Raw genomic sequence first — 26,391 nt, 5'->3', positions numbered from 1 at the left:
ACTACTAGTATCTCATATTTTGTAAATACTTTAAAACAAATAAATCACTTATTTTGATCATCTCTTTGAAAATATTTATTATAATTGCTCATTAAATTTTTCTTCGTAACATGAGTATATATTTGAGTAGTTGATAATGAACTATGACCTAATAATTCTTGGACAGATCTCATATCAGCTCCATTATTTAATAAATGAGTTGCAAATGTATGTCGAATCATATGTGGATGTATATCTAAATTACTACTAGTTTTTTTAACCAAATTATTTAATACATATTCAATTCCTCGACTAGTTATGGGATCACCAATTCTGTTTATAAACACATAATTATGATTCTTATTGTATTTATTCATAATTAAATTACGACAATCTACAAAGTATTTTTGTAAAGCTTCACTCATGTAACTTCCAATCGGTAAATTACGTTGTTTATTTCCTTTACCAATAATCGATAAAGACTTATTATCTAAATCTATTTCATCTAAAGTTAAGTTTGAACACTCACTAAGTCGCAATCCAGTCCCATAAAAAGTTTCTAATATAGCACTATCTCTTAATTCCATATTATTTGGCTTTTTTATTTTTGCTAATTTAAATAATTGATCCATTTCTTTTTCATAAAAAAATCTTGGTAATTTCAAATTAGTTTTCTTTAAGTGTACATACTCAAATGGGTTTTTTTCAATGTAATCATTTTTTACTAAAAAAGAATAAAATGATCTTAAACTAGATATTTTCCTAGAAATTGTATTTTTACTTTTATTATCTTCATTTAATTTTGATAAGTAAGTTTCAACATCAAAATTTGTAATTTTTAATAAATTAAAGTTATCTTCAATGTTCATAAAATCCAAAAAATCATTTAAATCTTTTGAATAAGCATCATGTGTATCTTCCGAATATTGTTTTTCATTTATAATATATTTTAAAAACAGATCAATTAATGTATCATTGTTCATTTTATTTCACTTCTTTTAATTAGTTAAAGTAACTTTTTACCTTTTCATTTTATAATAAAAACGCTTATTCAGCGTTTTTATTTTTGAATTTCTTCTTTGTAGTCTCCATTCGGACAAACAACTTGCATTCCTCCACGAACTTTTTTATCAACTAAGAAATGAGTACATTTAGGGCATTTTCTTTCCAATGGTTTATCCCATGAAATAAACTCACAATCAGGATATCTAGAACATCCATAAAATATTCTATTTTTCTTACCTTTTCTTTCAATAACCTGTCCTTTTTCGCATTTTGGACAAGTTACTCCGATTTCTTTAACAATTGCCTTAGTATTTCGACAATCTGGAAATCTTGAACAAGCAAAAAACTTACCATATTTACCCATCTTTTCAACCATTGGGGCACCACATACTTCACAATTAAATCCTGCTAGTGGTTCTTTTAAAATAAAGTTTTTTAATTTATCTTCAGCAACTTCTACTTCCTTGGAAAAAGGCTTATAGAAATGGTCTACAACATCGACCCAATTTTTCTTAGCTTCTTCAATTTCATCTAAATTATTTTCAATATTGGCAGTAAAATCAATATTAATAATTTCAGGAACATATTCTTCAATAATACTATTTACAATTTCACCTAACTCAGTTGGCTCAAATTTACGGTTATTCATTTTTACATAATAACGTTTTTGTAAAGTAGTAAGAGTTGGAGAATAAGTAGATGGTCTACCAATTTCATTTTCTTCCATTGCCTTAATTAATGAAGCTTCACTATACCTTGCTGGTGGCTGAGTAAAATGTTGTTCTGGATTATTATTAACCAAATCCACTTTATCATTTTCTTGTAAGTCTGGTAAAATATTATCTTTTTCTTTGGAACCAGCATAAACTTTTAAAAATCCTTCAAATTTTAAAACAGATCCATTAGCTCTAAAATTAACACCGTTTTGACTAATAGTTACTGTTTGTGTATATAATTTTGCAGGTGTCATTTGCGAAGCTACAAAACGTGACCAAATTAAAGAGTAAATCTTAAATTGATCTTTAGTTAAATACTTTTCGATACTCTTAGGTGTTCTAGATACCAATGTAGGTCTAATTGCTTCATGGGCATCTTGTGCACCTTCTTGTAACTTACCTTTTCGAGGTTTAGAAGCTGAATATTCAGCTCCATATTCTTGATGAATAAAATCAGCAGCTTGATTTTTTGCAATATCAGAAATTCGAGTTGAATCTGTTCTCATATAGGTAATCAATCCTTGAGAACCTTCTTTACCAACATTGATTCCTTCATAAAGTTGCTGAGCAGACATCATTGTGCGACTTGTTTTAAACTTCAATTTTTTATTAGCATCTTGTTGTAATGTACTTGTTGTAAAAGGAACGCTAGGTTGTCTCTTCTTCTCTTTTTTAACGACTTTATCAACATTAAATTTATTTTTAATATCAATTTTTTTAAGAATTTCCTGAACTGAATCATTATTACTTAAAGATTGTTTTTTACCATTCAATCCATAAAAAGATGCTCTGAATTTGGAACGATTTTTCTTAAATTCAGAGTCAATTGTCCAATATTCTTCTGGAATAAATGATTTTATTTCATTTTCTTTTTGTATAATTAGCCAAAGTGCAACTGATTGAACTCTTCCAGCACTTAATCCCTTTTTCACCTTTTTCCATAATAATGGTGAAATAGAATATCCTACTAATCTATCAATAACTCTTCGTGCTTGTTGAGCATCAACTAAGTCCATATCAATATTTCTTGGAGTCTTAAATGAATTTTTAACTGCATCTTTAGTAATTTCATTGAATACTACTCGATTATTACCGTTTTCATCCAGTTTTAAAATTTTACCTAAATGCCAAGCAATTGATTCACCTTCACGATCGGGGTCAGATGCAAGAAAAACTTGTTTAGCTTTTTTAGCTTCTGCTCTTAATGATTTAATTACATCCCCTTTGCCACGGATAGAAATATAATCTGGAGTATAATTGTCTTCAATATCTACTCCCATTCTACTTTTAGGTAAATCTCTAATATGACCCTTACTAGCAATAACTTTATAACTGCTACCTAAATATTTCTCAATTGTTTTTGCTTTAGCCGGAGATTCCACAATCACTAAATTTTTCTTAGATTTTTTTGATGTTGTTTTTTTCTTCGGCGTTTTTGTTTTCGCTGTCATTTAAACATCCCTCATAATAATTAATATAACATTTTATTCATTCGTATTTATCCTCACTAATTCTACTACCTTATGCATTAATAAAGCAAATTATGATTACATTTCTTCTATAATATCAAAATGAGTCAAACATGGCCTTGCGCCAGCTAAAATTAATTGATTACATCCAATTGATAATTCATCACGTAATGAACCAGGTACTGCTAAAATATTTCGATTATTTTGCAATGCTAAGTTAGCTGTAATTAAACTACCTGACTTTTCTTTTGCTTCTACTACAAGTAAAGAACTACATAATCCTGCAATAATTCTATTTCTTTCAACAAAATGAGATTTAAGTGGCTTAGTATTTAAAGGGTATTCACTAATCACCAAATAATTTTCAAACATTTCTTTTTGTAATTGAATATTTTCTTTTGGATAAACATAATCTAAATCACTTGCAATAACTCCTACTGTATTTAACTTATAGAATATAGAATACTTATGTGCTAATGTATCTGATCCTTTAGCCAATCCTGAAATAGTAGTTAAATTAGTTTTACATAATGGCTTTAATAATTTGTTAAGACTATAACTAGCATTACTATTTTTTTGATTACTTAGTCTAGATCCAACAATTCCTAATAATGGCGTATCTAAAAGATTAATATTCCCACGATAAAATAGAATAATCGGTGGTAGATAGCTTTCCCTTAACTGATTAGGATAATTATAATCATTAATTGATATCCATAGATACTTTTTTTGATTTAATTTGATTCTTTCATTTAATGATTCACTTTTAAAATCAGATAAAAAACGTGCTTGATGCTTTTTGTTCAGGTTACTAATCTTAATAATCATTTCTATGGTCAATTCACTAAAATTTAAATCATGTTCTATTAACCAATTATATAATTTAGTTTCACCTCTAATTCCTATTCCCTTACAAAGCTTTATTTTAAATAAAAAATCTCGTAATTCCATAAATTAAATCTCCTTTATGGATATATACGAGGTTTTATAAACTATTTTTTACTGGTGCAAAAGTTTTTCGATGAATTTCAGTTATACCATATTGTTTAATTGCATTTAAATGATGTTTAGTTCCATATCCATCATTTTTATCAAAACCATATTCAGGATATTGTTTGCTGTATTGAATCATCAAATCATCTCGATACACTTTAGCTAAAATACTAGCTGCTGCAATCGACACTGATTTAAAATCACCTTTAATTAACTTAAGTTGTGGTATTGATAAATCAACATCCATTGCATCAATAACTAATTGATTAGGTATAATGTCTAATTGATTAATTGCATTTTTCATCGCAATTCTACTTGCTTCATATATATTCACTTGATCAATTACATTACTATCAATCACACTAACTGAATAAGCTAATGCCTTTTCCTTAATTAAAGGAGCTAATTCATGTCTTTTTTGATCAGTCATTTGTTTTGAATCATTAACTTCATATATATCAAAATCATCAGATAAAATAACTGCCCCAGCAACTACAGGTCCTGCAAGAGGCCCACGCCCAACTTCATCTATTCCAGCTACGTATTGATAACCTTTGCTCCAAAACTCATGTTCATATTTAAATTTTTGATAAAATTCATGTTTCTTTGTCTTTAATTTATTAAAATATTTAAGCTTTTGAGCAACTAACTTTTGAACACCCTTACGACTATCATTTTTTAATTCATTTAATACATTACTATTTTCATCATTTATATCATTCAATATTAGTTTAATTTCAGCAATTGACTTATCCTTCATCTAAATCATCCACTTTATCTAATACGAATCCACCTAATTTATTTCGACGAATATCAATAATAATTCTTTCAGAAGCTCTATCATAATCGTCTTTCATCCCTAATTTACTAGTGATCTTTAACAATAATTCAACATCACTTAACAATAAGTCATCATCAATTAAATGATAACGTTGTTTTAATTGTTCTTGATTATTTTCTCTAAAATACTTTAATGCAAATAACGCAACGTCATCCATATGCAATAAACTATCTTTAATTGCCCCGGTAACTGCTAACTTATAAGCAATATCTTGATTTTGAAACTTAGGCCATAAAATTCCTGGGGTATCTAATAATTCCAATTCACTACTAGAAGTTAACCATTGTTGTCCCTTAGTTACTCCTGGACGATTACCAACTGCCGCTGATTTCTTTTGAACTAATTGATTTAATAATGTAGATTTACCTACATTAGGTACTCCCACACAAATTGCTTTAATTGCCTTTTTATCTAATCCCTTTTCAGATTGTAATTGCCTTTTATCTGCTAAGATTTCTTGTGCTTTTTTTGTAATGATTTTTCTTGTCTTAGGATTTTTAGAATCAATTGCCATCGCTGGAATACCATGATTATTAAAATAATTAACCCATTTCTTTAATTTATCAGCATCTGCTAAATCAGCTTTAGTCATAATTAACAATTTAGGTTTATTAACACCAATCTTTGATACTTCTGGATTAATTGAACTAAAAGGGGCTCTACTATCAACCAATTCAAAAATAATATCCACTAAATGAACATTTTCTTCAAACTGTCGAATTGCTTTAGCCATATGACCGGGAAACCATTGAATATTACTTGCCATAATTACTACCTCATTTTATTTATTATGATAAATTAAATAATTACTCCAAGCATCATCAAAAATTGTCATACTTGGTAAATAATTAGCATTTTCTTCTAGATATTTAGATATTTCTTCAAATTCAGTTGCATGCTTTGGAAAAGTAGAATCTCTAAAAGCATTATTTGCAAACTGAGTAATTGGTTCATAACTTTGATCATTTCTCTCAGTCATTAAATAATCATAAAAACTTCTATCCATATTTTTCTCCTTAAAAAACCGCTATCAATGTGACAACGGCTAAATAGTTTTTCTTTTATATATTTCAAAATGATGTTGGTACTTATTCTTTTCATCAATTGTACCATCAATTTTATTAATTAATTCAAATTGATTATAATCAATCTCTGGCATTTTGGTATCACCATCAAAATCATAATTAATAACTGTCTTATATAAATAATCTACATCATCAATAAATTGATTAAATATTCGACTACCACCAATAATGAAAATCTTTTGGCCTTGATGATTCTTTTCGTATTCTAAAATATCTGATTTTTGATTCATGAGAATAACATTTGATGGAAAATCAGATTGTGACCTATGCGTTGATAAAACTATATTAATTCTATTTGGTAATGGTCTTTTAAAACTATCGTAAGTTTTACTTCCAGTTACAATTGTATTATTAATCGTATTTTCTTTAAAAAAACGCATATCATTAGGTAAACTCCAAGGTAATTTGCCTTGACTTCCAATAATATGATGATTAGATTCTGCCCATATAAACGCTAACATAACATCATCCCTCCATTAATAATAATTAAACTGCAACTGGTGCTTTTATCTTACTATGATGTTGATAATCTTCAATTTTAATGTCATCAACATCATAATCAAAAATACTATCTTTATCTGGGTTTAACCATAATTTAGGTGCTTCATAAGGAGTTCTAGTTAATTGTTCTTCAACTTGACTGACATGGTTGTTATAAATATGAGCATCTCCTAAAGTATGAACAAATGTTCCTGGTTCTAATCCACACTCTTTAGCAATTAAACTAGTTAGTAAAGCATAACTAGCAATATTAAATGGAACACCTAAGAAAATATCACCACTTCTTTGATATAACTGACAACTCAATTTACCATCATTTACATAAAATTGAAACATTGTATGACATGGTGGAAGTGCCATTGAAGGAATATCTTCTGGATTCCAAGCTGATACAATCATTCTTCTTGAATCAGGGTTGTTTTTAATAGTATCAATTACATTCTTAATTTGATCGATTGTTTCATTATTAGAAGTTTTCCATTTTCTCCATTGACTACCATAAACTTGACCTAAATTACCAAATCTATCAGCAAAATCAACATCTTCTAAAATTTTATTACAAAATAATTCTTTTTGCTTTAAATATTCTGCTTTAAAATCAGCATCTTGCTCAGCTCTTAAACCAAAATCAGTCATATCTGGTCCATTATATTCAGCAGAATTAACATAGTTTTTAAAAGCCCATTCATCCCAAATATGATTCTTATGTTGTAAAAGATAACGAATATTAGTATCACCTTTTAAGAACCATAATAATTCACTTTTTATTAATCCAAAAGGAACATGCTTAGTTGTTAATAAAGGAAATCCTTCTTGTAAATCAAATTTCATCTGATAACCAAAAATACTAGTAGTTCCAGTTCCAGTTCGGTCTTCTTTTTTATGGCCATTCTCTAATACGTATCGTTCTAAATCTAAATAAGCTTTTTCTAACATATCATTCTCCTAAACTATACAAATTGCGACAAATATTCCCAGCGTTCCATCAATTGATCTGATTTAGTATTTTTTTCGTCAAGATCTTGTTGTAGTTTTGCTAATTCAGCATAATCAGCACCATTAACTTGCATTTGCTCTTTAATTGATGCTATTTCCTCATCTAAGTCTTCAATCTTTTGCTCAATACCATCCCATTCGATTTTTTCAGCATAAGTTAATTTTACTTTTTCATTCTTCTTAGTATCTTTATTTTTATCCTCTTTATTGACTTCTTTAATTTTATCAGTATGATTTTGATTTTCTTTATTTTTAGCTAAATAATCAGTAAAAAGACCATCATATTTTTGAATATTTCCATTACCTTTAAAGATTAATAAATGATCAGCAACTTTATCTAAGAAATAGCGATCATGAGATACAGTAATCACTGTTCCAGCAAAAGAATTAATATAATTTTCTAAAACTGTTAAAGTTGCAATATCCAAATTATTAGTTGGTTCATCCAACAACAATACATTTGGTTGTTCCATTAATAGTTTTAATAAGTATAGTCTTCTTCGTTCTCCACCAGACAATTTTCTGATTAAAGTTCCATGCATATATTTAGGGAAAAGAAATTGTTCTAATAAATCAGCTACACTAATCTTATTACCATCTTGATCAATTACATTCTCAGCAATATCAGAAAGATATTCAAAAACTCTTTTATCTTCTGGAATAGGTTCATTTTTCTGCGTATAGTATCCGATTTTTACCGTTTCACCAATTTCTACAATTCCTGAATCTAATGGCAACTTATTAGAAATAACATTTAAAAATGACGATTTACCAGCACCATTTTCACCACTAATTCCAATTCTTTGACCATTTTGAATTAAAATATTAAAGTCTTTTAAAATTGTATTTGAATCAATTTTTAAATAAGCATTTTTAACTTCAATAACTTTTTTACCTAATCGACTTTGTCCCATTGAAATATCAACAGATTGTTCTGTCTTAATTGGATTATCAACTGTATCTTTTAAATTATTAAATCGTTCAATTCTTGCTTGTTGTTTAGTAGACCTAGCTTTAGCTCCAGCTTTCATCCATTCAAGTTCTTTTTTATATAACTGCTTAGCTTTATGATTAGCTTCTACTTGTTGTTCAACAAGCTCTGACTTTTGTTCTACATACTTTTGATAGTTTCCAGTATATTTATATAAACTACCAAAAGATAATTCCCATATATTATTAACAACTTGATCTAAAAAGTAACGATCATGAGTAACTAGGACCAGTGCACCTTTATATCTAGATAGATATTCTTCTAACCATTCGATTGAATCAAAATCAAGATGATTAGTTGGTTCATCTAATATTAATAAATCTGGTGACTGAATTAAAACTTGAGCTAATCCCACTCGTTTTCTTTGTCCACCCGACAAATTTTTAATTTTTTGATCTAAATCATCGACATTTAATTGGGTCAAAATAGTTTTAACTTCATTTTCAGTTGACCAAGCGTCCAACTCTGTCATTTTTTGCTCAATATTCATATACTTTTTTTCTAATTCAGCATCTCCAGGATTTATTGAATAATCATGTAAAATACTTTCATAATGACGAATTACTTTAAAAATTTCTTGTGAACCAGAAAATATTGCATCCATAACTGTTAAGTCTTCTGGCAAATCAGTTTGTTGCGTAACATATCCAATCGAATATGATTTAGATGTAATAATTTCACCACTAGAATCATGATCTTTTCCTGCAATAACATTTAATAATGATGTTTTACCACTTCCGTTGGTTCCAATTAAACCAATTCGATCATGTTCATTAATAATAAAATCTAAATTTTCAAATAATAATTTTTCTCCATATGTTTTAGTTAAATTATTTGCTCTTAATGTCTGCATTTTAGCTCCTTTTTAAACAAAATTATTTTTAACATAATTAATTAAATCATCAAACGTATTTGTTAATTCATTATTTATAACTTTTAATTCAATATCACTAATCAATGATCCAATTTTTGGTCCGGGATGAATTCCCAAATATATTAAATCTTTCCCATCAATTTTTAAATCACTCTTTTGTTTGATCTGTAAATCATCATATAATGTTTTAATATAATTTTCAGATAAATTTTCATTAAAAATTTTAGTGATTTGATTTGCTTGAAGTGTTAAATCTAATCCAGCATTATAGACATCTTGATTAGATAAACTATTTAAAATAATTTTTCGAACAACATTAGTTGATAAAACTACATCATTAATCATTTTATTTGAACATTTGTAACTTTTAAGCATTTTGTGTTCTTCTTTGTTATCTAAATTTAAATAATAACTTAATAAACTCCATACCTGAATTTCTGATTGAATAATATTATCATCTATTTTTTCACTACTTAATTTTTTTAATTTATTAATATAACTATTAAAAAATGGTGTAAATTTAATTAAATTAGAATCAATCAAGTTTAATATTCCTTTAGATGGTTTTAATCCTAACATCATTTTAATAAATTCAACATTAATTCTTTCCACTGCTATTTTTTGCAATAACTCACTATGTTCATTAATTGCCGCAAAAGTTTTTGATTCAATCGAGAAATCCAATTTACTAGAAAAACGAATTGCTCTCATCATTCTTAATGCATCTTCATTAAATCGTTGATTAGCATCACCAACAGCTTTAATTAATTGATTTTTTAAATCATCAATTCCTTCATAAAAATCAATAATTTCACCATTTTTATCCATTGCTAAAGCATTAATTGTAAAATCTCTTCTTTTAATATCATCTTTTAAAGATCTAACAAATTCAACATGATCTGGTCTTCTATAATCTTGATAGCCTGATTCTGTTCGAAAAGTAGTTATTTCATATCCACTTCCATGATCTAACACCATAACTGTTCCATGTTGAATTCCTGTATCAACTGTTTTATTAAAAATGGCTTTTATCTCTTCAGGATAAGCACTACTAGCTATATCTACATCATGAATTGGAAGATTTAAGATTGTGTCTCTCACACTTCCACCGACAAAATAAGCTTCATAGTTATTATCTTCAATTTTTTCCAAAATTGGAATTGCTTGTATAAATTCTTCTGGAATATTATTAATTTTCATTTTAAAGCCACCTTAAATTTCATTACTCATTTAATCTTATCAAAAAACAACTTTATTTGCTGAAATAATTTGATATAATCAAGTTAAAGTAACTAAATACTCTGGAGTTAAAAATGTCAAAAAATAAATATCCTTACCAAAATAGATTTAAAGTCTATTTACAAAAACGAGAATTGTCAAAAATTACAATTAACGAATACGATAAAACATTAATTGATTTATTTAATTACTTAATTAATTTTAACGATTCATTCAGTAAAAACCAAAGTACAGAAAATATTTTTGATCGTGATATCGAAGACTATTTATCAATGCTATTAAAAAAACGAGAAATAAATAACAATACTTATAATAAAATATTGTCACAAATAAACGTTTATTTTAAATATTTATTTCAAAATAAGATAAATCCTAACTATCCAACTTTGAATATTAAAGGTAAGGATAAAAAATTAAATTCATCTATTTCAATCAAATGGTTACTTTCACTAAATGAAATTTTACAAAATGAAAAATTACATCCTTATACTAAAATGACTTTATTTTTAATTAGTGAAGGCTATAAACCAAGTGAATTTTTAATGCCTAATTTTTATAAAATAATCCCACAAACAAATCAAGCTAAATTAAACTATTTCAAAAAAGAATATGATGATTTTATTGAGCCAATTCAAAACAGAATGAATTCAAAAGATTTATTTTTAAAACAAAGATTCTCAAATGATATTCATTTAACTCTTCCTGGACTTCATAAATATCTCAAAAATGATCAAACCATTCTAGATATTAATCTTTCACCTAATAATTTGTATCAGTCTTTTGTTGTTTATTTTATAGAAAAAAATCATAATTTATCTAATAATGAACTAAGTACTCGATTAAATTTAGATCCTGCATCAATTAAATATTATCGAAATTTAATTCCAAAATAAAAAGCACATGCTTAAATCATGTGCTTTTTAATATTCTTCTAAATCTTCAAGCATGAATGTCATTTCTTCATCAGAAGGTACAATTTTTAGATATTCTTTTAATAACTGAATTGTAGTAGATATATCTCCATATTCTCGATAAAACATAATTGCTTGCTTTAAAAATTCTGAATTATTCTTAAAGTACCCAATTGATTCATCAAAATATTTTTTAGCATCTTCAAATTTTTCTAAATGATAATATGAAATTGCTAAATTCCAATAAACTTGTGGATCCATATCATCAGTTTCTAAATAATTAGCTAAAAATTTAATATTTTCTTCATATTGTTCTTTTTGTAAATAAAGATTAGATAAATTAACAATTACTGTAATATTATCAGGATCAATTACATTACCTTCTTTTAAGTAATTCTCAGCATTATCATAATCTTCAAGTAAAATTGCTAAATTATAAGCTTTCAAATACATATTTACATTATATTTATCTACGCCTAATCCTTCTTGAATAACTTTAAATGCTTCTTCAATTTGATTATTAGCTTTTAAAGCATCACTTAAATATGGATATGTTGTAGCATATTGTGGATCTTCATCTTTTAAATCACTAAACATTTTTATAGCATCATTAGTCCTATTTAACTGTAAATAAGTAAAACCAGTTTCAAATTTAACATCAGAATTCATGTCAATTGGTTTAATTTGTTCTAAATAACCAATCGCCTGCTCAAATTTACCTAAATTAGCATAAGAAACTCCTAATCTTTCAACTAAATTAACTGATGATATTTCTAATGTTCCATGTTTTATAATATTTAAATAAATGTTTACAGAATCTTCATATCTTCCAATTGAAAAATATAATTCACCTAATGCAAACTTAATTATATCTTCATCAGGCATAATTTTTTCAGCTTCTAATAATTTTTGCTCACTAACATCTGTTAATTCTTGAGTTTGATATAAGTCCGCTTCAACCATTAGTGCATTCACATAATTAGGCGAGCTTTTCTCTATCTGACTCAAATAGTTTAATGCTTCATCATTTTTATCTTGAGAGATATAAATATCAGCAATTTCAGTTTTTATTTGATCTTCATCTGGATATTTTTCCAATAACTGTTGATAAACTTGAATTGATTCATCTAAGAACCCCAAAGTATAAAGTTCTTCAGCTAATGAATATAAAATTTCATCAGAATCATTTTCTTTTGCTTTAATTAAATTTTTATTGAAGTCATCCATTTTTCCGTCTTGAATATTCTCTAATGCTTCTTCGGAAAATGTCATAATAATTAACCTCCTCTTAATAAAAAAATCAGCACATTATTGTGCTGATTTTTGTTAAATAATAATTATTTAACAGCATCTTTTAATGCTTTACCTGGTTTAAATGCAGGTACTTTTGATGCAGGAATTTGAATTTCTGCACCTGTTTGTGGGTTACGACCTTTACGGGCTGCACGTTCACGAATTTCAAAGTTACCAAAACCAATTAATTGTACTTTTTCACCATTAGCTAATTTGTTTTCAATTGAATTGAAAACAGCGTCTAATGCTGAAGTAGCATCTTTTTTAGTTAAACCAGTAGCTTTTGCTACATCTTCAACTAATTCTGCTTTGTTGGCCATTCTATTCACCTCCTGGAAGATGATGTTTGTATGTAAAACATCATTTTAGTTAAATTACTAAAATTTAACTTCTTAAAAATGAATAACTTCATTTCTTCTACAAAGATAGCATAAGAACGTTGTCATTGCAATGATTTGAAAACGTATTTTAAATAAAAATATTAAAAAAAATATTTATTTTAATTTTTATTAATTCTACTTTCTTTTTCTTGCAATTATTTTAATTGGGGTTCCCTCAAAATCGAAATTTTTTCTTATTTGATTTTCTAAATATCTTTCATATGAAAAATGCATTAATTCAACATCATTCACAAAAACTACAAATGTTGGAGGAGCTGCCTTAATTTGTGTTGCATAATAAATTCTAAGTCTTTTACTATTAATAGTTGGTGTAGGATTCATTGCAATTGAATCCATTATTACATCATTTAATGCAGAAGACTGAATTCTCTTCTCATGGTTTTCATATACCTTATTAATCATATCAGGTAACTTGGCTAATCTTTGTTTAGTTAAAGCTGATACAAAAATAATTGGGGCATATGACAAATATTGAAATTGTTCTCTAATAAATATTTCAAAATCATGTTGAGAATGATTATTTTTTTTCAAAGTATCCCATTTATTAACAACAATAATTACACCTATTCCAGCTTCATGAGCATATCCGGCAATTTTCTTATCTTGCTCTCTTACGCCTTCTTCAGCATTAATAACAATTAAAGAAACATCACTTCCTTCAATTGCTTTCATTGCTCTCATAACACTATATCTTTCGGTATTTTCGTATACACGACCACGTTTACGCATTCCCGCAGTATCAATGATTGTATACTTTTGATTATTATTAACGAATTTTGTGTTAATAGAATCTCTTGTTGTACCAGCAACATCTGAAACAATTACTCGATTTTCACCTAAAATAGAATTTACCAAAGAAGATTTACCAACATTCGGTCTTCCAATTAGACTAAATTTTATACTATCATCTTCAACTTGATTAGAACGATCAGGAAATTGTTTTACTACTTCATCTAATAAATCACCTAATCCAATTCCATGAGCTCCAGAGATTGGATATGGATCGCCAATTCCTAAAGTATAAAAGTCATAAATATCATTTCTACTTTCAAAATTATCTACCTTGTTAACCGCTAAAACAATCGGTTTATTTGATCGATGAAGAATTCTCGAAACCAATTCATCATCATCAGTCATTCCTTGTTTACCATTAACCATGAATATTATGACATCAGCTTCTTCAATTGCAATTTCAGCTTGTGCTTTAATTTGTTCTACAAATGGCTCATTAGAAATTTCGATTCCACCAGTATCAATCAAATTAAATTCATAATCTAACCATTCACCTTTAGTATAAATTCTATCTCTAGTTACACCAGGCGTATCTTCAACAATTGATATTCTTTCTCCCGCGATTCGGTTAAAAATAGTTGATTTACCAACATTTGGTCTTCCAACTATAGCTACTGTAGGTAATTCCATTAAGAATCCCTCCTTTTTTAACAAAAAAATATCCTTCACATACAAATTGCACATGAGGGATAAATTTTTTAATTACTTATCATCTTCAACGATATCACTTAAAGTAAAACCACTTTCACTTTCAGGAGCATCATCGGTTGAATTATCATCTACATCATTGCTTAAATTATCATTATCTGATTTAGGAGCTTCTTTTAAAGCTTTAATTGATAATGCTAAACGATGATTTTCTGGTTGAACTTCAAGAACCTTAACTTTAACATCTTCACCTGATTTTAATACATCTGATGGTTTATCAATATGATCATGTGAAATTTGTGAAATATGAACTAATCCTTCAACGCCAGGGAATACTTCAACAAAAGCACCAAAATCAACTAGACGCTTAACTTTACCATCTAATACAGTACCTTGAGCAGCTTTTTGTTCAATATCGTCCCATGGTCCGGGTTGTGTTTGTTTAATTGATAATGAAATACGATCTTTTTCAGAATCAATAGCTAAAACCTTCACCTTAACATTTTCACCTGATTTTAATACATCTGATGGTTTAGTTACTCGTTCATAAGAAATTTCTGAAACATGAACAAGTCCATCAATTCCACCTAAATCAACAAAAGCACCAAAGTTAGTAATTCTTGCAACTTTACCTTCGACTACGTCTCCAACATTTAAGTTACCCATTACTTTTTCTCTTGCTTCTTCTTTATTAGCTTCAACAATTTCTCTATGAGAAAGAATTAAACGATTTTCTTCAGGTACAATTTCAATAATTTTAGTTTCTAATTCTTGACCTTTGTATTGATTTAAATCATCTACAAAGCGATTAGTAATCATTGATGCAGGAATAAATCCTCTAACACCTTCAGCGTTAACAATTAGTCCACCTTTAACTGTTCTTGAAACAGTTACATTAATGTTTTCACCATTATCACTTTTTTCTTTTAATTCATTCCAAATTTTACGAGCTTCTAATCGACGAATTGATAATAAATAACTTCCATTTTCTTTATCATCACCAATTTTTGCTGCTACAACAGCTTTAACTACATCTCCAACGTTAAATTTATCTGTTGGATTACTTTCTTTTTCTGTAGAAATTTCTTTTCTTGGAATTACACCTTCAACTCCAGCACCTTGAATTCCTACAATTAATTGTGCGTCATCAATAGCTAAAATTTCAGCATCAACAACATCACCTATGTTTACTTCTTGAACACTTTCTAATGCATCCAATAAATCTTTGTTTGTGTTAGTATTTTCACTCATCAAACATTTCCTCCTTGCGACAACTCTAATAATATTCTATCTTATCGCAATAATAAATTCAATATTTATTATATCCATCTTTAAATTTTTTGTTTTATTAAACTTGAGATTTCATCAACAACTTCAGAAACACCCTTAGAAGTTGAATCAATTTCATATGCATCTTTAGCTTTTCTTAATGGTGATATATCGCGATGTGTATCTTTATAATCACGATTGGAAATTGATTTCTTCAAATCATCAAATGAAATATCAATCCCATTTTCTTGATTTTCCTTATATCTTCTTTCAGCTCTTTGTTCAACACTTGCAATCAAAAATATTTTTAAATCAGCATTAGGCAAAACTGTTGTACCAATATCTCTTCCATCCATCACTACCGAAGATGAATTAGCAATCATTTGTTGTTGCTTAACCAATTCTTTTCTGACTCCTTCATATGAAGCAATCAATGAAACATTATTATTAACTTCATTAGATCTAATTTCATTAGTTACTTCTTTATTATTTAAAAATACTTTTTGTACCGGATTGCCTGGAGCAAAATCAATTTTTAAATCAGAAACTAATTTTGTAATTTCTTCTTCATTATTCAAAGATATTGAATTTTCTAAGACTGCTAATGTTACTGCACGATACATTGCACCTGTATCAACATAAATATACTCAAATTCTTTAGCAACTAACTTTGCAACCGTACTTTTACCAGCAGAAGCAGGACCGTCAATTGCAACTTGAATTCCTTGACTATTCATTAAATAACCTCTTTACTATTTAATTCTTAATTTTTGTCCTGGATACAACTGACTAGCAGAAGTTAATCCATTCAAATCTAATAATTGTTGCTGTGTAATACCTGCATTTTTTGCCACACGATATAGTCCTTGTCCTTGTTGAACTTGAACATATTGAGAACTACTACCTTGTGAATTATTTGAAGTATTAGTTTCAGATTTGTTTTTATTAACATCACTTTGTGAAGAAGGGGTTGTTTTTGATGTTTCAGTACTATTATGTTCTTCACTTTGACGATATGAATTTCTTGAACTTGCAAGATTATCTGATGAACTATCATTATTAGTACTATCATTATTAGATGAATAACTATTAGATACTGAAGTATCATCAGAATCATCATCTTGATCTTCGGATTGTGATTTACTTGATTCATCATTATCACTTGAAGATTTACTTGATTCATCTGAAGAAGATTTATCAGAATCACTGGAGCTAGAAATAATTGAACTATTATCATTATCACCAACAGAACCTTGTTTTGCAACTCCAATTCCAATCGAAACAACGGCAATTATTGCGATTATTGCAATAAGTATTTTAGTAATTAAACTATTTCTTTTTTTATCTTTTCTAACCTTTGTTCTTGATAAATTACCATCATCATCAGAATCATTTGAAAATTTTTGATTCCAAGGAGCAGAATCTTGTTTTTTTGAATCAGAATTTTGATCCCAAGGAGAAGAATGATCAAAATCTTTATTTTTATTATCAGCCATAGCTTTTCCTCCAATAATTAAATAAACTAGCTTTTATATTGTAACATTGATTATTGCAATATCGAATAATAATCATCTATTAAATTAAAATAATTTTTCAATAATTTCTTTCCAGTTTAATTCTTTTGATTTAATTTTACCTTGCTCTTTTCTAAAAAAAGTATTAATAACTTCATTTGAATTAATATCACAACAAAATTCACTATGAGTTATTTCTGGTTCATCAAAATAACTTAATATAATATTTCGACGGCAATATTTTTCATTTTTTGCATAATCAATCATATGATTCAAATCAACTAATCTTTTTTCCCTTAATTCCGAAAAAAGATTAATTAAATCCTTTTTAGGATAACCAATTTTGCGATAATAATTTAATATGTCTTCTTTATCCTGGTTAGAAATTACATTACCACTATCAAACAAATTAATTTCTGATTCATCAGGTAAAGAATAATCAATCAAATTTTTGGCAAAATATTCATCTTGCCTAGAGTACATCAAAATAGCAATACTTTTTTGATTATCTCGTCCTGCTCTACCAATTTCTTGAAAATAATCTTCAATATTTTGTGGTAAGTGATAATGAATTACAAATCTAATATCTGATTTATCTATTCCCATGCCAAAAGCACTTGTTGCAAATACAATGTCAATTTCATTATTCATAAACTGTTGTTGAATCACAAAACGATCATGATCATCAATATCTGCATGATAAACACCAACTCTAAGATTAGCATTATTATCAATTAATAATTTTGACATTTCATCAGCTTTCGTTTTACTAGAAAAATAAACGATTCCCGATCCTGCTAAATTATTTAATAAATATAGCAAATCTTCATCTTTACTATTCTGGTCTTCATACTTAATATTCTTTAAATATATGTTTTCTCGATTAATACTTTTTTTCAAAATAGTTAATTTATTTAAATCTAATATTTGTTGTATATCATCAAGAACATTTTTAGATGCCGTTGCTGTAAGTAACAATAATTGTGGCTTACTACTAAAATTTTTGATTACATTTCTCAAATTCAAGTAAGCAGGCCTAAAATCATTTCCCCATGTAGAAACGCAATGTGCTTCATCAATTACTAAAAGACCTAAATCTAGATTATTAATTATATTAAAAACATTATCTTGAGAAATATATTCTGGAGAAATAAAAATAAATCTATATTGATCTAAATTATTGAGAATTACTTTTTTTTGAAACCAATCAAAATCAGAATTTAAAGTAACAGCTTTATTTTCTCCCATCATATTCATTCTTTTAACTTGATCATACATTAAAGATATTAAAGGGGTTATTACTACAATCGGTTTTTGCTTGTAATAACCATAAAGCTGATAAATAAGACTTTTACCAGCTCCTGTAGGTAATATTGATAAAACATCATTTCCAACAATCAAACTATTAATTGTTTCAAATTGACCTTCTTTAAATTTGGAAAATCCAAACTTCTTCTTTAATATATTCAATACTAATTCATAGTTTTCCATTAATTATTTCCTTTTAGAGACAAGATTTGACAAAATCTAAATTCAAAAAAAGAACATTTAAAACTCAATTTCGAATAAGTTAAATTATAAATCATGTTGTCTTCTTTTTTTAATTTATCATAAAGATTAACATTAAAATATTTATTAATAATCTTTTTACTCAACAAATCAAAAATAGCTAACTCTAAAATATGTTCTTCAATTGTCGATTTTTTGTTATTCATTATCTTCATAATTTCTTCAAAAGAATAATTATTATCCAACAAAGACAATGTTTTTAAAGCATTTTTATTAACAATATTTTTCTCTACATCTTTAGTTATGATAGAATAATTTTTTGATTTTTTAAAAAAATTAATTAACTGACAATACGCATTAAATTCAATAATTTGAATAATACTATATGACAATCCTTTTTCCTCAGAAATTTGGGTAATTGTTTTACCATGTCTTTTGAACCCAACGAATGTTTTTGCGATAATTTCTGCTTCAATTGGTAAAATTGAAGCTAAAAATTCATTTAGTATATTTTTTAATTCAATGGCTGCTTCTTTTTTTTGACTTAAATTATGAAACCACTTTTTTACATAAAATCTTCTGTAGTTTTGATTTTCAATCGGAATATATTTTTTATTGTGATTAAAGAATTCTGACATAATTTGTAAAATTAATATAAATCTTCTTTTAAATTCATATATATCATAATAAAAATTATTTTGAATAAAATTAAAATTAGTCATGCTTATAATTTCTTTTTTGAATAATTGTCCATCATTATTTAATTTAATTTTCCCTTCATTATTATAATCAATTAAAGATTCATCAATCTTAAAGTCATTAATATATTTATTCAATCCAATGATATTAATTAAATTATATTTTTTGGCAGCATACAAATTAGCGACAGTTTTTTTTCCTTTTAATATATTGCGAATTGTTTTTTCTTTTCTAAATTGATTATTATTTAAAAATAAAACAAATAAGGAATCCATTTCTTTTAATTTATTCAATTTTATTCAATCCTATATTTAATTTATTTGAAATTACCATAAACAATCCACCAACTAAAATTCCTTTAATAAGGTTAAAAGGTATAACACCATAAATAATTAGTTTTATTACTGACATTCCTAAATCCATATTTAAAACTTTTAAATACAAAGGTGTAATAATAAATAAATTTTCAACAGACATAATTATCGTCAAAATAATTGAAATTATTGATACTTTTAATCCTTTTGTATATATATTTTGATTTAACATGTTTCTCATTAAATAATAAAAAATCAGTAAAATTATTGTAGCAGTTATTGAACTTAAAACCCCAATAAAGGATGGAATTGATAATCCAGTAGTAATGAAATATAATAATCCCTTTAATAAAGTTGCAATAACAGATCCCCTAAATCCAAATAAAGTAATTCCAATTAAAATCGGTATATCTGAAAAATCAATTTTCAAATATGGAACAACAGGAATTATTGGTACTGCTAAAAACATCAATAAATATGAAATTCCACTAATAACTGAAATCTGTACCATTTTTTTTACATTATTACTTTTTTGCATAAATAAAACTCTCCTTTATAAACTAAACTTTCTTCAGTTAATAAAAAAGACTCACCGAAAGATTATCGATGAGTATATACTTTACCCGTTAAGATAACCTTCTTTATACCAGACTGTACTGTCGGTTTTGGAATTTCACCAAATCAACTAGCTATAAAAACTAGGTAGTGGACTTTAACCACCGGTCGGGAATCTAACCCTGCCCTGAAGATAAGTTTTATTTATTAATATTACCATAAACATTTACTTTTTGTTAGTAATTTCTAGTAAATCATCAATTTCAAATTTTTTTAGCCTTCTAAAATCTCCAGGTTGCATATTTCCCAAACCAAGATTACCGATTTTTTCACGTTTTAATTTTTCAACTGGATGATTAATTGTTTCAAAAATCTTTTTAACAATATGATTTTTACCTTCATGGATAGTTAATCTTACAATGGCATTCTTCTTATCATTATGAGAAATAATTTTGACGTTTTCAGGAACAATTTTACTCCCTTCAATAATAATACCTTTTTGAATTTGCTTAATTTCAGATGGAGTAGGAACACCTTCCACTTTAGCAACATATGTTTTAGTTATTTTAAACTTTGGATGAGTTATTTGATAATCAAAATCACCATCATTAGTCATTAAAAGAATACCTGAAGTATTATAATCTAATCTACCAACCGGATAGACCCTTTCCTCAACATCTTCTAATAAATCAACCACAGTTTTTCGTTTTTTTTCATCTTTAACAGAAGAAATAACTCGACGCGGTTTATAAAGAAGATAATGAACGGGTTCTTCTTTACTAATTGGTACTCCATCTACTTCAATTTGATCTGAATTATTTACTTTCATACCTAGTTCTTTACATAATACTCCATTAACTTTTACTCGACCTTCTAAAATCATTTCTTCAGATTTTCTTCTAGAAGCAATTCCGTCATGAGCCATAACTTTTTGTAATCGTTCACTCATTTTAATTCTCCATTTTCTCTTTTTAATTTTATTAATCCAAATTATCTTTCAACTCAGGCAAATTTTCAATTGTTTTTAATCCAAATACATCCAAAAATTTATCAGTTGTTGCATAAGTACTAGGATTACCCATCTCTTTACTTTCTCCATCAATATATATAAAACCCTGATCTAATAATTTATTTACAGACATACTACTTTTGACACCTCTAATTGTATCTATCTCTATTCTAGTTATCGGTTGTCGATAAGCAATAATTGATAGTGTTTCAAGAGAAGCATTAGATAAAGTTGAATTAGTTTCATTTTTAAAAAAATCATTAATAAATGAATCAAATTTCTGTTGTGTTACCATTTTAATTTTAGATCCATTTTGTAATATACAAAAAGCTCCATCTTCAATAAAATCATCCGATATTTCATTTAATAATTCTTTTAATTCCGTAATAGATATGTCTAAAATTTCTCTTATTTGCTTTGATTCAATTCCATTATTTCCACTAACAAAAAGTAAAACCTTGATTTTATTTTTATTATTAATAATTTTCACCTACTAAAATTAAATATAATCTATCCTTTTGGGAAATTTCTAATTTTATTTCTTGTTTCTTTACCATTTCTAAAATTGCTAAAAAATTTGTAATTATTTTTTCAAGATTATCCGAATTAAAAAAATAATCAAAAGAATGATATTTATTATCTGCCAAAACGTCCTCAATAAAATTTGTCTGCTCTTGAATGCTATAATTCCATTCATAAATTTTTTCAGTTTTTTTTGAAATATTTTTTTCTTCATTGCGAATCAAAACTTTATTAAAAGCTTTTGTTAATAAATCAACATTAATATCTATATTTTCAATATCAGATTTAATCTTCATAGGTATTGTAGAATGATATTTATTTCTTTTAATTTCATTTGATTTTAATTTTTTTGATGCCTCTTTATATTTACGATATTCTACTAATTTTTGAACTAAATCTTCTCTAGGATCTTCTTCTTCATCAATTTCTACTTCTTTTTGTAATAACATTTTGGCCTTGATTTCCATTAAATTTGCTGCCATTACAAAAAAATCACCAACTAAATTAACTTCTAATTCATTTACAGTATCTAAAAAATCAAAATATTGTTTAGTAATTTCCGTAATATCAATATCATAAATATTCATTTCAGATTTCTTTATTAATTGTAATAATAAATCAAGAGGTCCCTCAAAATCATTTAAATGAAATTGAACATTTTGTGAATTTATCATTTTAAATTTTTCTTCCACTTTTCAATTAATCTAGTTGTATCAAAAGTTCCAATAATTTTCTGCCTTGGGTATAAATCTTTTAATTCATCCATCATTTCAAATAAACTATTATCATTTTCAGAATCGGGGGTAAAAATTACTCTTCTAATAACTACCAACTCATCTTGCTCTTCTATTCCGACAAGACAAGACCAATTATCATACTTATCTTTCCATAAATAAATTTTTCGATTATCACTTGATTCATACCATTTCATTTCTTGATTTAAATATTTTGCATCTTCTGAATCTTTGAGTAACGAAAATAATCCCATTGCTATTTTTTCATAATCACTTCTATATTTAAAAAGCATAAAAAACACCTCATTGATTATCTTTTAAATCATTTAACGATTTTCTAATTAAACTAGCTTTTTTAATTTTACCAACATAGTTTCTATTATCAAAGACCTGATAGTTATTTTTTCTAACTACATTTAAAATTTCATGATATAAATTAATTGCAATCATCAATGGTTCTTTTGCTTCTTTAATCAAATAATCAATTAATTTAATTCCTTCATTATAATTATCTTCAGCAATTTTAGCCTCATATTCCCATAAACTAATAAAGTTTTTATTAACTTCTCTATTATCAAGGGATACATTAAATTGTTTAATTAAATCACTAGGAATATATACTCTATCATTACTTAAATCTTCACCAATATCTCTTAATATATTAGTAATTTGCATTGCTATCCCTATTTTTTTTGCTAATTCTTTTGATTGATTAGAATCTTTTGAAATGATTGGTAATAACATTAATCCAACTGTTCCAGCAACATAATAACAATAATCTTCTAATTGTTTTTGACTATTTGGTTGCATAAAATTAAAGTCTTGTCTTTGACCTTTAATCATTTCAAAAAAAGGTTTAAAGCTCATTGAAAAATTTTTAAAAACAACATCTAAAGCTTTAAAAACTGGATCATTAACTATGATACCATTTTCTAAATCAATTAATTTTTCTTCTAATTTATTTAATTCTTCAATATTATCATGTTTATCAGTAATATCATCGGCTTGCCGACAAAATGCATAAATTGCAAATACACTCATTGCTTCATATTTAGGTAATTTTGAAAAAGCGATATAAAAACTAGTAGAATTATTTTTTATTATCTCCTTACAAAATTCAAAATCATCTTTATAAACATTAAATAATTCTCTTGAATTATCCTTCATCTTTCAATAACTCCTCAACAGCTAGTTTAGCTCCCTGCATTACAATTGGAACCCCTGCTCCTGGATGTGTACTGCTTCCACAAAAGTACAAATTATCAGCATAATTATATTTATTATGTGGACGATAATAATTACTTTGCATTAAAGTTGGTTTTAATCCAAATGTAGCTCCATTATAAGCATTAAATCTTATTTCGAAATCCTTAGGTGTATAGTGATTTTCATAAATAATATGTTCATCTATATCTTTAAAATTAGTTTCAGATTTAATTTTATCAAGTATTAAATTACGATATTCTTTGATACTAGCATCTGACCAATCATCAAATTTTGATAATTCTGGAACTGGTACTAAAACATAAACAGCTTCATTATCTTTAGGAGCTACAGAATCATCCATTTTACTAGGTACATAAATATAATATGAAGGATCATCTGGTAATCGATTATTTTTAAATAAATCATCAATATTTTTATTAAAATCTTTTGCAAAATGAATTGTATGAAGTGAATCTACTTCATATTTTTTGTCTAAACCTAAATATAGTAAAAAGCAGGAACAAGAATATTCCATTTTCTCTATTTTTTTATCTGTATATTTTCCTTTATATTTCTTATTTTTAATTAAGTTTTTGACTGCATAAGGAAAATCTGCATCACAAACAACATCATCAAAAGAAAGAATTTTATCGTTAATTCTAATTCCTTCAGTTTTTTTATTTTCAATTACAATTTCATCAACAGAACTATTTAAATAAACCTCTCCACCTAATTGCTTAAAGAGTTTTTCCATTGCTTTTGCAACTGTATACATACCACCTTTTAAATAATATATTCCGTAAAATAATTCAATCATAGGAATTATATTGTATAAAGATGGTCCTTGATATGGTGAAATACCAATATATAAAGTTTGAAAAGCTAGTGATTTTTTTAAATTTTCATCTTTTACAAATTTAGAAATAGAACTATAAGCATCACTTAACGTTTTTAATTTAAGTCCATTGTAAAGTGATGACCAATTATAAAAATCTCTAAAAGAACGATAAGATCTAGTTAGAAAGTGATTTTTAGCTACTAAATATCTATCATACATAGCTGATAAAAATTTTAAATAACCATTCGCGTCTTCTTCAGAAATTGATTCTAAGTTCTTAATTAAATCTGGCAAATCAGTTGATATTTTCATACTTTTATTTTGATCAAAGTATAACTTCATTGCAGGATCGACTTTTTCAAATGGTAAATAATCATTTGGATCAACTCCTGCGAATTCAAAAACTTCTTCATAAATATCTTTCATCATTACAATTGTAGGACCAACATCAAATTTAAAACCTTCTTCGTTAATTTGATTCATTTTTCCACCAACTTGATTCTCTTTTTCAAATAGAGAAACTTGATAACCTAATTTTTGTAATCTAACTGCAGCTGATAATCCACCAATTCCTGCACCAATCACTGCTACCTTTTTATTTGTCAATTCAGCACCTCATAAATTTATTTAATAATTATTTAATAAGTTATCAAATATTTAATTCAAATTATCTCATTTAATTATTTTGAGTTAAATCAATAAAATTGAACATTTCTTTATTAAATAATGTTGGATTTTCTGCCATAATTATATGACCAACATTTTTAATCACAACACCTTTAATATTAACATTTTTCTTTTTCAAAATATCAATAAATCTATAATTAAATAATGGTGATTTATCTCCTACAACAAATAAAATTGGTATATCAATATCATAAATTATTGATCTCCAATCTTGAAATGAATGATCAATTAGTAATGGCAAATTAGATTCTGAATCATATGGATTTTTTTGTTCTTGAATCTTAATTTTTTGTTTTAATCTTTGATCAATTTTTTGATAAGTTACTTTTCCGATTGGTAATTTCATATAATCTGGAAAATTTTCCCATGATAAGTCTTTATATCCATATTTCCAATCTTTTGTATTAATCATTTTAGGTGTTTGATCAATACTAATTACACCTTTAATATTTTTTGTTCCAAATAACGATATGTAAGCATAAATAGTAGCAGCCCCCATAGAGTTACCCATTAAAATTGGATTTTTAATGTCTAAGTCGCTAATTAATTCTTTCAAATCAACAGCATGTTTACTTATTCTTGTTCCTTTTTTAGTTCTTTGAGAATCACCTTGATTTCTAGCATCTAAATTAATTACTCGATAATCTTTTTCCAATAAAACTGAAATTTGATTTTCCCAAATCACTTTACTACTGCCGATTCCTGCTAATAAGATAATAACTTTATGTGAATTTGGATTTAAATCATCATAATTTAATGTAATATTATCATTTGTTATAAAATTAATTTTTAATCCTTCTT

At 26.5% G+C, this 26,391-nt stretch carries 27 protein-coding genes and 1 riboswitch; of the genes, 1 reads left to right on the top strand and 26 read right to left on the bottom strand.

The genetic code is table 11. The features are described 5' to 3' along the window. Positions 1 to 44: 44 nt before the first annotated feature. From xerC to GSH19_RS02445, 10 genes are all read right to left on the bottom strand, one after another. Positions 45 to 962 carry a tyrosine recombinase XerC gene (gene xerC / locus GSH19_RS02490; protein WP_237026337.1) on the bottom strand — a complete coding sequence of 306 codons (918 nt, stop codon included), beginning with the start codon at positions 960 to 962 and terminating at the stop codon, positions 45 to 47. 77 nt (positions 963 to 1,039) lie between these two features. After that, a complete protein-coding gene (topA, locus tag GSH19_RS02485) occupies positions 1,040 to 3,151 on the bottom strand; it encodes a type I DNA topoisomerase (RefSeq protein WP_237026336.1) in 2,112 nt (703 codons plus the stop codon). Positions 3,152 to 3,247: 96 nt separating this feature from the next. Next, positions 3,248 to 4,120, bottom strand: coding sequence for a DNA-processing protein DprA (gene dprA / locus GSH19_RS02480; protein ID WP_237026335.1), 873 nt, complete (start codon positions 4,118 to 4,120; stop codon positions 3,248 to 3,250). A gap of 34 nt (positions 4,121 to 4,154) precedes the next feature. Continuing rightward, the gene (locus GSH19_RS02475; protein ID WP_237026334.1) at positions 4,155 to 4,922 is read right to left on the bottom strand and encodes a ribonuclease HII; all 768 of its coding nucleotides are present in this window, start codon (positions 4,920 to 4,922) and stop codon (positions 4,155 to 4,157) included. Next, entirely contained in the window at positions 4,912 to 5,769 is an 858-nt protein-coding gene (gene ylqF / locus GSH19_RS02470) for a ribosome biogenesis GTPase YlqF (RefSeq protein WP_237026333.1), read from the bottom strand. The genes GSH19_RS02475 and ylqF overlap by 11 nt, the downstream gene beginning before the upstream one ends. A gap of 15 nt (positions 5,770 to 5,784) precedes the next feature. After that, entirely contained in the window at positions 5,785 to 6,009 is a 225-nt protein-coding gene (locus GSH19_RS02465; RefSeq protein WP_237026331.1) for a YozE family protein, read from the bottom strand. A 39-nt stretch (positions 6,010 to 6,048) separates the two neighbouring features. Beyond that, entirely contained in the window at positions 6,049 to 6,549 is a 501-nt protein-coding gene (locus GSH19_RS02460) for a dihydrofolate reductase (protein ID WP_237026330.1), read from the bottom strand. 25 nt (positions 6,550 to 6,574) lie between these two features. Beyond that, on the bottom strand, positions 6,575 to 7,525 hold the full coding sequence (locus GSH19_RS02455) for a thymidylate synthase (protein WP_237026329.1): 951 nt from the start codon (positions 7,523 to 7,525) through the stop codon (positions 6,575 to 6,577). Between the two features lie 14 nt (positions 7,526 to 7,539). Next, positions 7,540 to 9,429, bottom strand: a complete 1,890-nt coding sequence (locus tag GSH19_RS02450; protein WP_237026328.1) for an ABC-F family ATP-binding cassette domain-containing protein — start codon at positions 9,427 to 9,429, stop codon at positions 7,540 to 7,542. 12 nt (positions 9,430 to 9,441) lie between these two features. Further along, positions 9,442 to 10,650: a CCA tRNA nucleotidyltransferase gene (locus GSH19_RS02445; protein ID WP_237026327.1), complete on the bottom strand. Its 1,209-nt coding sequence runs from the start codon at positions 10,648 to 10,650 to the stop codon at positions 9,442 to 9,444. Positions 10,651 to 10,763: 113 nt separating this feature from the next. Here GSH19_RS02445 and GSH19_RS02440 point away from each other — a divergent pair, with 113 nt between their 5' ends. Next, positions 10,764 to 11,582, top strand: a complete 819-nt coding sequence (locus GSH19_RS02440) for a site-specific integrase (RefSeq protein WP_237026325.1) — start codon at positions 10,764 to 10,766, stop codon at positions 11,580 to 11,582. Positions 11,583 to 11,609: 27 nt separating this feature from the next. On the opposite strand, the gene GSH19_RS02435 is transcribed toward GSH19_RS02440, so the two are convergent. The 16 genes from GSH19_RS02435 to GSH19_RS02360 all read right to left on the bottom strand — a co-directional run bounded on the left by GSH19_RS02435 (position 11,610) and on the right by GSH19_RS02360 (position 26,353). Continuing rightward, complete coding sequence (locus tag GSH19_RS02435; RefSeq protein ID WP_237026323.1) at positions 11,610 to 12,872, bottom strand: tetratricopeptide repeat protein; 1,263 nt, start codon at positions 12,870 to 12,872, stop codon at positions 11,610 to 11,612. 65 nt (positions 12,873 to 12,937) lie between these two features. After that, the gene (locus GSH19_RS02430) at positions 12,938 to 13,213 is read right to left on the bottom strand and encodes an HU family DNA-binding protein (RefSeq protein ID WP_237026322.1); all 276 of its coding nucleotides are present in this window, start codon (positions 13,211 to 13,213) and stop codon (positions 12,938 to 12,940) included. Positions 13,214 to 13,408: 195 nt separating this feature from the next. Further along, positions 13,409 to 14,716 (bottom strand): ribosome biogenesis GTPase Der, encoded by a 1,308-nt coding sequence (der, locus tag GSH19_RS02425; protein WP_237026321.1) that lies wholly within the window; start codon positions 14,714 to 14,716, stop codon positions 13,409 to 13,411. Between the two features lie 72 nt (positions 14,717 to 14,788). After that, entirely contained in the window at positions 14,789 to 15,985 is a 1,197-nt protein-coding gene (gene rpsA, locus GSH19_RS02420) for a 30S ribosomal protein S1 (protein ID WP_237026320.1), read from the bottom strand. 80 nt (positions 15,986 to 16,065) lie between these two features. Beyond that, a complete protein-coding gene (gene cmk, locus GSH19_RS02415) occupies positions 16,066 to 16,740 on the bottom strand; it encodes a (d)CMP kinase (RefSeq protein WP_237026319.1) in 675 nt (224 codons plus the stop codon). Between the two features lie 15 nt (positions 16,741 to 16,755). Next, a complete protein-coding gene (locus tag GSH19_RS02410) occupies positions 16,756 to 17,499 on the bottom strand; it encodes a LysM domain-containing protein (RefSeq protein ID WP_237026318.1) in 744 nt (247 codons plus the stop codon). Between the two features lie 84 nt (positions 17,500 to 17,583). Beyond that, a complete protein-coding gene (locus tag GSH19_RS02405; RefSeq protein WP_237026317.1) occupies positions 17,584 to 19,008 on the bottom strand; it encodes an ATP-dependent DNA helicase RecQ in 1,425 nt (474 codons plus the stop codon). Then, a complete protein-coding gene (locus GSH19_RS02400) occupies positions 19,008 to 20,018 on the bottom strand; it encodes a helix-turn-helix domain-containing protein (protein ID WP_237026316.1) in 1,011 nt (336 codons plus the stop codon). Before GSH19_RS02400 ends, GSH19_RS02405 begins: the two co-directional genes overlap by 1 nt. After that, positions 20,011 to 20,577: an ECF transporter S component gene (locus GSH19_RS02395; protein WP_237026315.1), complete on the bottom strand. Its 567-nt coding sequence runs from the start codon at positions 20,575 to 20,577 to the stop codon at positions 20,011 to 20,013. The genes GSH19_RS02400 and GSH19_RS02395 overlap by 8 nt, the downstream gene beginning before the upstream one ends. A 92-nt stretch (positions 20,578 to 20,669) precedes the next feature. Next, positions 20,670 to 20,793, bottom strand: a riboswitch (FMN riboswitch). Between the two features lie 27 nt (positions 20,794 to 20,820). Further along, positions 20,821 to 21,543 carry a pseudouridine synthase gene (locus tag GSH19_RS02390; RefSeq protein ID WP_237026314.1) on the bottom strand — a complete coding sequence of 241 codons (723 nt, stop codon included), beginning with the start codon at positions 21,541 to 21,543 and terminating at the stop codon, positions 20,821 to 20,823. Between the two features lie 31 nt (positions 21,544 to 21,574). Continuing rightward, positions 21,575 to 22,093 carry an SMC-Scp complex subunit ScpB gene (gene scpB, locus GSH19_RS02385; protein WP_237026313.1) on the bottom strand — a complete coding sequence of 173 codons (519 nt, stop codon included), beginning with the start codon at positions 22,091 to 22,093 and terminating at the stop codon, positions 21,575 to 21,577. Further along, positions 22,080 to 22,799, bottom strand: a complete 720-nt coding sequence (locus GSH19_RS02380; RefSeq protein WP_237026312.1) for a ScpA family protein — start codon at positions 22,797 to 22,799, stop codon at positions 22,080 to 22,082. Before GSH19_RS02380 ends, scpB begins: the two co-directional genes overlap by 14 nt. After that, a complete protein-coding gene (locus tag GSH19_RS02375) occupies positions 22,796 to 23,152 on the bottom strand; it encodes a hypothetical protein (protein ID WP_237026311.1) in 357 nt (118 codons plus the stop codon). The genes GSH19_RS02380 and GSH19_RS02375 overlap by 4 nt, the downstream gene beginning before the upstream one ends. Positions 23,153 to 23,162: 10 nt before the next feature. After that, positions 23,163 to 24,026 carry a phytoene/squalene synthase family protein gene (locus tag GSH19_RS02370; protein WP_237026310.1) on the bottom strand — a complete coding sequence of 288 codons (864 nt, stop codon included), beginning with the start codon at positions 24,024 to 24,026 and terminating at the stop codon, positions 23,163 to 23,165. Then, positions 24,016 to 25,509, bottom strand: a complete 1,494-nt coding sequence (locus tag GSH19_RS02365; RefSeq protein WP_237026309.1) for an NAD(P)/FAD-dependent oxidoreductase — start codon at positions 25,507 to 25,509, stop codon at positions 24,016 to 24,018. The genes GSH19_RS02370 and GSH19_RS02365 overlap by 11 nt, the downstream gene beginning before the upstream one ends. A gap of 70 nt (positions 25,510 to 25,579) precedes the next feature. Next, positions 25,580 to 26,353, bottom strand: a complete 774-nt coding sequence (locus GSH19_RS02360; RefSeq protein ID WP_370636141.1) for an alpha/beta fold hydrolase — start codon at positions 26,351 to 26,353, stop codon at positions 25,580 to 25,582. Positions 26,354 to 26,391 lie beyond the last annotated feature (38 nt).

The sequence above is a fragment of the Lactobacillus sp. S2-2 genome (assembly GCF_021698855.1).
In the GTDB taxonomy this organism is placed as follows: domain Bacteria; phylum Bacillota; class Bacilli; order Lactobacillales; family Lactobacillaceae; genus Fructilactobacillus.
The sequence above is the reverse complement of the archived record's forward strand: the minus strand, read 5'-3'. Positions and strand labels throughout refer to the sequence as shown.

Excerpts from the sequence above, each read along its gene's own strand:
- xerC (WP_237026337.1), bottom strand. The coding sequence starts at position 962 with ATGAACAATGATACATTAATTGATCTGTTTTTAAAATATATTATAAAT.
- topA (WP_237026336.1), bottom strand. The coding sequence starts at position 3,151 with ATGACAGCGAAAACAAAAACGCCGAAGAAAAAAACAACATCAAAAAAA.
- dprA (WP_237026335.1), bottom strand. The coding sequence starts at position 4,120 with ATGGAATTACGAGATTTTTTATTTAAAATAAAGCTTTGTAAGGGAATA.
- GSH19_RS02475 (WP_237026334.1), bottom strand. The coding sequence starts at position 4,922 with ATGAAGGATAAGTCAATTGCTGAAATTAAACTAATATTGAATGATATA.
- ylqF (WP_237026333.1), bottom strand. The coding sequence starts at position 5,769 with ATGGCAAGTAATATTCAATGGTTTCCCGGTCATATGGCTAAAGCAATT.
- GSH19_RS02465 (WP_237026331.1), bottom strand. The coding sequence starts at position 6,009 with ATGGATAGAAGTTTTTATGATTATTTAATGACTGAGAGAAATGATCAA.
- GSH19_RS02460 (WP_237026330.1), bottom strand. The coding sequence starts at position 6,549 with ATGTTAGCGTTTATATGGGCAGAATCTAATCATCATATTATTGGAAGT.
- GSH19_RS02455 (WP_237026329.1), bottom strand. The coding sequence starts at position 7,525 with ATGTTAGAAAAAGCTTATTTAGATTTAGAACGATACGTATTAGAGAAT.
- GSH19_RS02450 (WP_237026328.1), bottom strand. The coding sequence starts at position 9,429 with ATGCAGACATTAAGAGCAAATAATTTAACTAAAACATATGGAGAAAAA.
- GSH19_RS02445 (WP_237026327.1), bottom strand. The coding sequence starts at position 10,650 with ATGAAAATTAATAATATTCCAGAAGAATTTATACAAGCAATTCCAATT.
- GSH19_RS02440 (WP_237026325.1), top strand. The coding sequence starts at position 10,764 with ATGTCAAAAAATAAATATCCTTACCAAAATAGATTTAAAGTCTATTTA.
- GSH19_RS02435 (WP_237026323.1), bottom strand. The coding sequence starts at position 12,872 with ATGACATTTTCCGAAGAAGCATTAGAGAATATTCAAGACGGAAAAATG.
- GSH19_RS02430 (WP_237026322.1), bottom strand. The coding sequence starts at position 13,213 with ATGGCCAACAAAGCAGAATTAGTTGAAGATGTAGCAAAAGCTACTGGT.
- der (WP_237026321.1), bottom strand. The coding sequence starts at position 14,716 with ATGGAATTACCTACAGTAGCTATAGTTGGAAGACCAAATGTTGGTAAA.
- rpsA (WP_237026320.1), bottom strand. The coding sequence starts at position 15,985 with ATGAGTGAAAATACTAACACAAACAAAGATTTATTGGATGCATTAGAA.
- cmk (WP_237026319.1), bottom strand. The coding sequence starts at position 16,740 with ATGAATAGTCAAGGAATTCAAGTTGCAATTGACGGTCCTGCTTCTGCT.
- GSH19_RS02410 (WP_237026318.1), bottom strand. The coding sequence starts at position 17,499 with ATGGCTGATAATAAAAATAAAGATTTTGATCATTCTTCTCCTTGGGAT.
- GSH19_RS02405 (WP_237026317.1), bottom strand. The coding sequence starts at position 19,008 with ATGGAAAACTATGAATTAGTATTGAATATATTAAAGAAGAAGTTTGGA.
- GSH19_RS02395 (WP_237026315.1), bottom strand. The coding sequence starts at position 20,577 with ATGCAAAAAAGTAATAATGTAAAAAAAATGGTACAGATTTCAGTTATT.
- GSH19_RS02390 (WP_237026314.1), bottom strand. The coding sequence starts at position 21,543 with ATGAGTGAACGATTACAAAAAGTTATGGCTCATGACGGAATTGCTTCT.
- GSH19_RS02380 (WP_237026312.1), bottom strand. The coding sequence starts at position 22,799 with ATGATAAATTCACAAAATGTTCAATTTCATTTAAATGATTTTGAGGGA.
- GSH19_RS02375 (WP_237026311.1), bottom strand. The coding sequence starts at position 23,152 with ATGCTTTTTAAATATAGAAGTGATTATGAAAAAATAGCAATGGGATTA.
- GSH19_RS02370 (WP_237026310.1), bottom strand. The coding sequence starts at position 24,026 with ATGAAGGATAATTCAAGAGAATTATTTAATGTTTATAAAGATGATTTT.